The 8,342-nt window shown below is 64.9% G+C and carries 8 protein-coding genes; 5 read left to right on the top strand and 3 right to left on the bottom strand.

The window, feature by feature from the left end; genetic code table 11:
* The first annotated feature begins 206 nt into the window (after positions 1-206).
* Positions 207-1,427 carry a glycosyltransferase family 4 protein gene (locus CRO07_RS16425; protein ID WP_097031738.1) on the top strand — a complete coding sequence of 407 codons (1,221 nt, stop codon included), beginning with the start codon at positions 207-209 and terminating at the stop codon, positions 1,425-1,427.
* Positions 1,428-1,431: 4 nt separating this feature from the next.
* On the opposite strand, the gene CRO07_RS16420 is transcribed toward CRO07_RS16425, so the two are convergent.
* Positions 1,432-2,364 (bottom strand): glycosyltransferase family 2 protein, encoded by a 933-nt coding sequence (locus tag CRO07_RS16420; protein ID WP_097031741.1) that lies wholly within the window; start codon positions 2,362-2,364, stop codon positions 1,432-1,434.
* Between the two features lie 308 nt (positions 2,365-2,672).
* On the opposite strand from CRO07_RS16420, the gene CRO07_RS16415 reads away from it, so the two are divergent.
* The 4 genes from CRO07_RS16415 to CRO07_RS16400 all read left to right on the top strand — a co-directional run bounded on the left by CRO07_RS16415 (position 2,673) and on the right by CRO07_RS16400 (position 5,851).
* Positions 2,673-3,170, top strand: a complete 498-nt coding sequence (locus CRO07_RS16415) for an FkbM family methyltransferase (protein ID WP_204840041.1) — start codon at positions 2,673-2,675, stop codon at positions 3,168-3,170.
* Positions 3,113-3,451 carry an FkbM family methyltransferase gene (locus CRO07_RS16410; RefSeq protein WP_176504613.1) on the top strand — a complete coding sequence of 113 codons (339 nt, stop codon included), beginning with the start codon at positions 3,113-3,115 and terminating at the stop codon, positions 3,449-3,451. The genes CRO07_RS16415 and CRO07_RS16410 overlap by 58 nt, the downstream gene beginning before the upstream one ends.
* Before the next feature lie 664 nt (positions 3,452-4,115).
* A complete protein-coding gene (locus CRO07_RS16405) occupies positions 4,116-4,808 on the top strand; it encodes a sugar transferase (protein ID WP_097031735.1) in 693 nt (230 codons plus the stop codon).
* Between the two features lie 116 nt (positions 4,809-4,924).
* A complete protein-coding gene (locus CRO07_RS16400; RefSeq protein ID WP_097031734.1) occupies positions 4,925-5,851 on the top strand; it encodes a sulfotransferase family protein in 927 nt (308 codons plus the stop codon).
* 512 nt (positions 5,852-6,363) lie between these two features.
* Here the strand turns inward: CRO07_RS16400 and CRO07_RS16395 are convergent.
* Positions 6,364-7,425: a sulfotransferase domain-containing protein gene (locus CRO07_RS16395; RefSeq protein WP_204840040.1), complete on the bottom strand. Its 1,062-nt coding sequence runs from the start codon at positions 7,423-7,425 to the stop codon at positions 6,364-6,366.
* A 125-nt stretch (positions 7,426-7,550) separates the two neighbouring features.
* A complete protein-coding gene (locus tag CRO07_RS16390; protein ID WP_141400093.1) occupies positions 7,551-8,261 on the bottom strand; it encodes a hypothetical protein in 711 nt (236 codons plus the stop codon).
* Positions 8,262-8,342: the final 81 nt, after the last annotated feature.

Raw genomic sequence — 8,342 nt, 5'->3', positions numbered from 1 at the left:
CATCACCGGCACCTTCGCCGATGTCATCGGCGGAACCGTCAGCTACGCCACGTCGGGGCAGGTCATCGCGACCGTGGCCTGACGACGGCAAAAGCGCGATCCTGCCCCGGCGGTTGGCGACCGCCGGGGCAGTCTTCTTCGGGTGACTTTACTTTGCCGCAGCCTTTCCCCTAGCTGCCACTGTTGATTGAGGATGTGCCGAAGCGATGCCCGACTCCCCCCCGTCCGGTTCCACCCCCCCCCGCATCGCCTATCTGACCGGCAGCTATCCGGCGGTCTCGCACACCTTCATCCTGCGCGAGGTCGAGGCGTTGCGGACGCTTGGCCGCGAGGTTCTGACCTGCTCGATCCGCCGCCCGGGGCCTGAACATCTGCGCGGCCCGGCCGAACGGGCGGCAGCCGACACCACCTTCTATGTTCTGCGCGCGGCGCTGAATCCGGTGCGGCTGGCCCGTGCGCTGGCCTTTGCCCTGCGCAGCCCGCGCCGCGCGCTGGACGCGCTCAACCTGGCCTGGCGGACGCGGCGGCCGGGGGTGAAGGGCACACTGTGGCAGATGTTCTATCTTCTTGAAGCCGCGGTTCTGGCGCACCACTTGCAGCAGCAGGGCGTCAGCCACCTGCACAACCATTTTGGCGATTCCAGCGGCTCGGTCGCGATGCTGGCCGGGGCGTTGGCGGGCCTGCCCTTCAGCATGACGCTGCATGGCCCCGCGATCTTCTTCGAACCCCGACTCTGGCGGCTGGATGAAAAGATCGCGCGGGCGCGCTTCACCGTCTGCATCAGCCGGTTCTGCCGCAGCCAGGCGATGATCTTCGCCGATCCCCGGCACTGGCCGAAGCTGAAGATCGTGCATTGCGGCATCGACCCCGCCCGCTATGGCCGGACGGCCGACCGCCCCGCGGGCAAGGAGATCGTCTTTGTCGGCCGGCTGGCGGCGGTGAAGGGGGTGCCCGTGCTGCTTGATGCCTTTGCCGAGGTGCTGAAAACCCATCCCGATGCGCGGCTGACGCTGGTGGGCGACGGCCCCGAACGCGCAGCGATCGAGGCCCGCGCCGAGGCGCTTGGCGGGGCCGTCACCTTCACCGGCTATCTTTCGCAAGACGAGGTGGCGGGGGTGCTGGCGCGGGCCGATCTCTTTGCGCTGCCCAGCTTTGCCGAAGGCGTGCCCGTGGTGCTGATGGAGGCGATGGCGAGCCGCCTGCCGGTGGTGGCCACCCGCATCGCCGGCATTCCCGAACTGGTGGCCGAGGGCGACAGCGGCTGCCTTGTGCCGCCGGGTGATGCGCCCGCGCTGGCCCGGGCGCTTGAGCGGCTGCTGCAAGACCCCGACCTGCGCCGCCGGATGGGCGATGCGGGCCGGGCGAAGGTCGAGGCCCATCATGCCATCGCGACCGAGGCCGCCCGGCTGGACCGGCTTTTGGCCTGAACGGTCAGGCGATGGCCGAACCGGCAGGGGGGCGGGCCTCGATCTCGGCCACGGCGCGGGCCTTGCCCACCCGCAGCGCGCGGCGCTGATAGGCGCGGATGAAGGCGCGCAGGGCCGGATCGTCCAGTTGCGGCACACCCCGGACCCAGGCGCCGAAATAGCCCTGAAGCATCGCCAGCCCCCCCAGCACATAGGGCGGATGCGTCATGCGATAAAGCGCGGTCGCCGCGAAATACAGCGGGTCCGACCCCATGAAATACTGCCCGAAGCCATGACGGCGGCGGCCGGTGAAGATCGACTGCTGGCTTGATCCCATCGGGCGCAGATGTTCGAACCGCAGGGCGGGCTCGTCCCAGCTGGCAGCCTTCCAGCCCAGCTGCCGCGCCTTGTGGCAGTCGATCGCATCCCACATCACCTGCCGGACATAGCCGCCGATCGCCTCGAAACATGCGCGGCGGTAGAACTTGGTCATGCCGACCGACATCTCGTCGCCGCACTTCTCGGAAATCAGCCGGTCGCCGTGGCGGGCATAGGGCTTGCCCGAACAGGTGCCCAGACGCGGGTCGGCCTCCATCCGCGCGATCAGGGTCTCGAAGTAGCGCGGCGGCAGATCCAGATCGAGATCGAGCTTGCAGGAATAAGCGAAGGCCGTGGGGTCGATGGTGGCATACCCGGCATGGAACGCCTCGATCACGCCCGGCCCCACGGCGCGGTGGCCGCGGTCGGGCTTGGCCACCACCCGGATCCAGTCGTGGCGCGCAGCGTAATCGGCCAGGATCTGCGGCGTCTCGTCGGTCGAGCCGTCATCCACCACCACCCAAAGCGCGGGCCGCACCGTCTGGGCGATCACGCTGTCCAGCGTGCGGCGCATATAGGCGGCCTCGTTCCGGCAGGGCGAGATCAGGACATAAGAACGGGAGGAGGGATGGGTTAACATCTTGAAATCGCGGTTTTCCAATATCACGGCGGCCCTGCGCGTGACCGGCACGGGACGCGCCACGTTCGCCTATCTCGAAAACAAAGGGAAGCGGTCATACGATTTTGAAGCTAGGGTGATTCTTATATTTGAAATGCTGCCGGCCCCTCTTGTCCGCTGGCCTTGATTGATTGGGAATAACAATGTCCGGAAACCCCCAGACCCCGGCAGAGACCTTCGCGAAAAGTGCGCCTCTGCGGTCTGCGACCCGCTGGTTCTTCAGGAAATATCCCTTTGCAAGCGGATACGGCGCGGTGGCCTGTTCGCGAGTGGCCAAGGTGCTTTGCCCGCCCTCGGCGGATCTGGTCTGGGCCGACATCCGCGGCATCCGGTGTCCGGTTCCGCTGAACGATCTGGTGGGGCGATCAATGTATCTGATGGGGGATCTGGACCCCAAGCTGACCTGGGTCATCGACCGGGTGCTGTCCCCCGGCGACACCGCGCTGGATGCGGGCGCCAATCTGGGGCTGATGACGGCCTTGATCGCCAGCCGGGTAGGAGAGCATGGCCGGGTTCTTGCCTTTGAACCCTCGCCGCTGATGCAGGAACGGCTGCGCCGCATGAAAGCGGCCAATCCGGGGATTCCGGTCGAGCTGTTCCCGGTCGCCCTTGGCCGCGCGCAGGGCGAGTCGGAGCTTCGGGTGCCGCCGGGCAGGCGTCCCTGCTCGACCACCCGGATCGGCCGGTCGAACATGTCTTCAAGGTTCGCGTGGAACCCCTGTCCGCCATCCTGGAACAATGTGGCATCACCGAAGTCCGGCTTCTGAAGATTGATGTCGAAGGGTTCGAAAGCGAGGTGCTGACCGGCCTGTTCACCGGCCCGTCACCGGTGATGCCGCAGGTCATCCTGTTCGAAGAAAACCGGCCGCGAACCGCTACGACCTTTTCGATCCTCAAGGCCAAAGGCTATGATTTGTTCGCGCTGCCCCGCCGGCTGATCAGGGTGGCGCTGATCGGCCAAGGCGATCCTGGTTTCGTCCGGGCTCACGATTTCGTGGCCATCCATCACCAGGCGCCCGCCGACATCCGCGCGCGGCTGGGGGTGTGACGGTCCTTCTGGCGGTCAAGGGGGCCTTTTGGCGGGTAAGGGGGGCAGGGTGCCGGCGGCTTGCGGCCGGACCGCCCGGCACGGGGCCTGTTGTGGCGGAAGCCTGGCGCGGCAGGTTTGTGACATGACAGGAAACAGTGTGGCGCCTTTCCTGCCGGAACCTGATGCCTTGGCTGCGCGCGCCCCGTCCTTTCGATTTCGCGGTATGTGGGGGGGGGCTGATCGGGATCGATCCTTTGGGCGGGGACCGTTGGACCTGCCGCAATGGCCCTTGGCCTGAGCGTCTGTCCCATTAGGCAGTCGGGATTCTCTTGCAATTGCATTTTGTGGGCGCGGATACAACCACAGATTGAATATTTGCTTAACGCTGAAACCGCAAGCCCCCTTGGTGAAAGGTGAAGCACAGAGTGACCAAAAGGCCAACCTGCTTGACGGGTGCGCAGGATCTGTTTCCAAATCAGTGCGTTATCGGATGGATCGTCAAGCTATCCAAAGAATAGGATTTGCTACATTGGTAAAAAAATATTATCCATGAGGATAAGGTGATCGGATTCGGGGACAGTCTGACGGCAGATTTAAGGGAACTTCCCCTTGGTCCGCGGGCTTCCCTTCAAGGCGTCCGGCCACCGGAGCCACGACCTTTTTATGTTTGAGAAATTGAACCATGACAGCCCACTACCATGATATCGTGGAGCAGACCGAGGGCGACGAAGTCATTTCAGGCTTCAGATCCTTCTCTCGCCCCGCAAACAGATTCTATCACGATGGCGTTAAGCGGTTTCTCGACATCCTGTTCATCATCCTCGGGCTTCCGGTGGTTCTGCCGGTGGTCTTCATCCTGGCCTGTCTTGTCGCCCTTGACGGTGGCCGGCCATTCTACACCCAGGAACGCGTGGGCCGGAACGGGCGCATCTACCGGATCTGGAAGCTGCGCACGATGGTGCATGACGCCGAAGCGGCACTCGATCGGTATCTGGCGGCCCATCCGGTGGCCCGGGCCGAATGGAACCTGTCCCAGAAGCTGAAGCGCGACCCGCGGGTGACGCGGATGGGCCGGTTCCTGCGGGCCTATTCGCTCGACGAACTGCCGCAGCTGTGGAACGTGCTGAAAGGCGAGATGAGCCTTGTCGGACCGCGTCCGATGATGCCGAACCAGCGCATCCTTTACCCCGGATCGGCCTATTACAGCCTGCGTCCCGGGATCACCGGATCGTGGCAGGTCATGCAGCGCAACCGCTCGTCCTTTGCCGACCGCGCCTGGTATGACACCCAGTATCACCGCGACGTGTCGTTGCGGACCGACATCTCGCTTCTGCTGGCCACCGTGCGGGTGGTGATGAAGGCCACGGGGCACTGATCCTTGACCCGCTGATCCTGCCGCGCAAGCACGCGTTCCAAGGCGACGGGAAAACGGCTGTTTGTGTGGTGTGTCGGTGATGCGCGTTTCGTCGTTTCAATCGGAGAACGCCCGGGATGTTCGTGATTGCCTATGGTGCGCTGCGTTCGGGGACGACCCTTCTCAGGCTGATGCTGGACATGCATCCTGGGCTGAGCTGCCCGGGCGAGACGGATTTCCTGTTCGATTTCACGGCAATCGCCCCGGACGGCAGGGTTACGATCGACGCGGACCGCCTTGGGCGCAACCGTATCTACCGGGCAAGCCGCGCCCGGCTTGATCCCGCACTGCCCGGGCGCGAGGCTCTGATCGACATGATCGGCCAATTGCGTGATCGGCCCGACCAATGTGTGGTTTTGATGATGCATCGCGGAATCGAAACCGCCCTGCGGCTGTTCCCCGATACGCCGATTCTGCACATGCTGCGCGATCCGCGCGATGTGGCGCGATCGTCGATCGGCATGGGCTGGGCGGGAACGGTCTATCACGGCGTCGAACACTGGCTTCGGACCGAGCGGGAATGGGACCGGGCGATGGCTGCCTTTCCCGGCACGCGGACGATGACGTTGCACTACGAGCGGCTGATCCTTGCCCCGGCCGAGGAATTGGCCAGGATCACGTCCTTTGTCGGCCTGCCGTTCGATCCGGCGATGCTCGACTATCATCGGGCCTCGACCTATGATCCACCCGATGCCTCGCTGGTCGAACAATGGCGGCGCAACCAGACCGCCCGCGACCTGGGCCTTGTCGAGGCGCGATTGGGGCCTTTGCTGACCGCGCGCGGCTATGCGCCCAGCGGACACCGCCCGGTTTTTCCCCGACGGATGGAGCGGGTGGCCCTGCAGGCTATGAACAAGCGGGCGATCTGGTCGCTGCGGGTAAAGCGGCATGGCTTGCGCGATCCCCTGCTGGTAGGGCTGGCCAAGCGGCTGCGCCTGCCGGCCCTTGGTCATGCCGCCCAGGCGCGGATCGACGCCAGGACGGTGTCTGAATTCCTGAAGTAGCGACCGACCGCATCCCCCCTTGTCGGGGGGGCGGAACCCCGCGAGGGGCCTGAACGGGATCGTGTCCCGACTGGGGCGGCGCGGTGGGCATCGGGTTTTCAGGTAGGGTGCAGGCGCTGCCTTCGCCCCATTGATTTTGCCGGTTCCCCGGCACTGACGGATAGGCGAGCCTTGCTCTGAGGTTTCAGAGCAAGGCGGCGATGGCGGACGGTGGGGATGGGTTCAAGGCGGCGTTGTTGCCGAACTTTCGCCTGGGGCATGAGAGCCCCTTTCCCCTTCGGCTTCAGGGGACGCGGATGATCGTCGCAAGGGCGCGCAGGGCTTTGCGCCCGAGCGGTTCAGGTTCGATCCTCGTCACGACGTGGTCCGGTGTCCGGCGAAGACGCGGCTCACGCCCCGCAACAGCACAAAAGCCGGCAAGTGGTCTCGTGCCGAGCGACGCGATTGCGCGTGTTGTCCTCTCAAGGCTCAGTGCGTGCCGCAAGGCGCACCATCCCGCCGGGGGGCTATCGTCAATCAGAATCCTGAAACAACGCCATGCGGCGCTGAAGATCCGTCCTGTCTCGAACGTCCGGGCCATGGGGGCCAAGGCATTGGTTTTCTGCACCCGGCCCGACCGGAAAACCGCCTTTCACCTGTCGCTCCCGGTTTCGATGGGCGCCGCGTGATTGTGCGACCGGGCGGGGGTGGCGTCTCAGTCCAGCCAGGCGGACAGGTCCAGGCCGGTCACGGCGGCGGCGCCATGCGATGCTGTCGGCAAAGATCTCCTGCATCAGGTGTTGCCGCAGGTTTGCCGGCGGCGCCTCCCGCATTGTGGGCCGGCTGAGCATATCCGTCACCCGGCGCAGCATCCGGTGGGGCAGCACCGACTTGACCGCCCGGCGCAGCGCCGGACTGGCATAGACCAGCCGGTTGACAGCCCGCAACCGCGCCTCTTTCGTGACCGCCTGGTTCGTCCGGCCCCGATGGAGCGTGACCTGGGCACCAAGATCCGTCCGCTCAAGGCCAAGCCAGTCAAAGATCGCATCGCACGATCCCTGCGGATCGCGGATATGGTCATCAAACGTCAGGAACAGGAACCTGTCGCGGGCGAAGTGGGCAAGATAGCGCGAGATCTGAAGGTCGTAGCACCCCGTCAGAACATATTGCGACTCCGGTGTCAGCGCCGCGTCGATGCTGCGATATTCGCCGAAATGCTCGCGTTTCCAGTAATATTCGCTGACCGCCCGATCAAACGGATGGCGCAGGATGTAAAGGAAGCGCGGCTCGTCCGGGCCGCAGATCCGCAGGATGGTTTCGGGGACATGCGGCTGAAGCGGGTAGCGGGTGTAATTGACCGAGGCATCCAGACTGTAGGGCACCTCCTTGGTCGGTGGCCCGGCCTGAAGCAGCTGGGCACGGCACGCGTCGAGGGATGGTGCGATGAAGAAGTTCGGTTCCTTGACCGACTGGAAGGCGATCGCGGGATGGCGGATCAACTGCCGGGCCAGGGTGGACGATCCGCCTTTCTGGGCACCGATCAGAAATAGGTTCGGACAAGCCTGCATTCCGAAATCCATTGTGCCAAATATCATCGGGAATACGGCAATCATTGCCGGTCCTGCCGCTTTGTCAACAGCACCGGGATCTGCGGTCGTGTCATCCGCCCCCGGCACCGGCGCAATCGTCGGGAAAGCCGTGCCTTTCGGCGGGGGCGGGATCAGCCCTTCAGCGTGTGGATCGTGGTGTCGATGCGCGGGGCGTGGCGCCCTGCAAGCCGGGTGATCGCCTTGCGGGCATGAAGCGCCGCCCGGTTCGACCCCGACGGCGGCGGCACCAGGGTCTGCGCCCGCCGCACCCCCACCCGGGCGCAAAGATCGTCAAGAACGGCCGCCATCCGGTCCGGCCGGAACAGGTCGTCGAAGTCGATCCCGATCGTCCCCCGGTCGGCCCAGAACTCCCAGAAGCGGTCGTAGCTTGGGCCGTAGATGGCCAAGGCCTCGTCGGGCTGCAAACCGTGCCAGCGCGCAAGCGACCGGCAGACGCTGTCGCGGCTGCGCCGAACTGTCAGGATGGCACCCGCGGTTTCAAGGATCCGCAGGATCCGGGGATCATCGGCCATCCCTGCGGGCGTATTGATCGGCATGTGGGTCTTGATCACATAGCCCGCCTCGGGTGTGATCCGTCCCACAAGATCGTTTTCGGGGCCTTCCTGCTTCGCGCACTGGTCGAGGTCGATGTAAAGCGGGCTGCGCCGATAGGCGGGCATGTTGTTGAGGATCAGATCGATCAGGATATGGGTGCCGCTTCGCATCGGCGTGGTCACGACGATGTTGGGCCGGCCTGCGCAGACCACCCGCCCCGGCGGGCAGACCACCCGTGGATTGGTGAAGGGCAGCAGATGAGTGCCGATGAAATTCGCGATCGACAAGAAGGCCTCCTGCGTCCTGTCCCATCCGTTCTTCATAACACCAAAACCGGGCCGCACCATATTTCGGACCGCCTTCCGGGG

Source organism: Cereibacter ovatus (assembly GCF_900207575.1).
Classification (GTDB): Bacteria; Pseudomonadota; Alphaproteobacteria; order Rhodobacterales; family Rhodobacteraceae; genus Cereibacter_A; species Cereibacter_A ovatus.
Note: the sequence above shows the minus strand (reverse complement) of the source record. Positions and strands in the feature narration are given on the sequence as shown.

Bases quoted from the DNA above. Each gene is read 5' to 3' on its own strand.
- CRO07_RS16425 (WP_097031738.1), top strand. From the start codon at position 207: ATGCCCGACTCCCCCCCGTCCGGTTCCACCCCCCCCCGCATCGCCTAT.
- CRO07_RS16420 (WP_097031741.1), bottom strand. From the start codon at position 2,364: ATGTTAACCCATCCCTCCTCCCGTTCTTATGTCCTGATCTCGCCCTGC.
- CRO07_RS16405 (WP_097031735.1), top strand. From the start codon at position 4,116: ATGACAGCCCACTACCATGATATCGTGGAGCAGACCGAGGGCGACGAA.
- CRO07_RS16400 (WP_097031734.1), top strand. From the start codon at position 4,925: ATGTTCGTGATTGCCTATGGTGCGCTGCGTTCGGGGACGACCCTTCTC.
- CRO07_RS16395 (WP_204840040.1), bottom strand. From the start codon at position 7,425: ATGATATTTGGCACAATGGATTTCGGAATGCAGGCTTGTCCGAACCTA.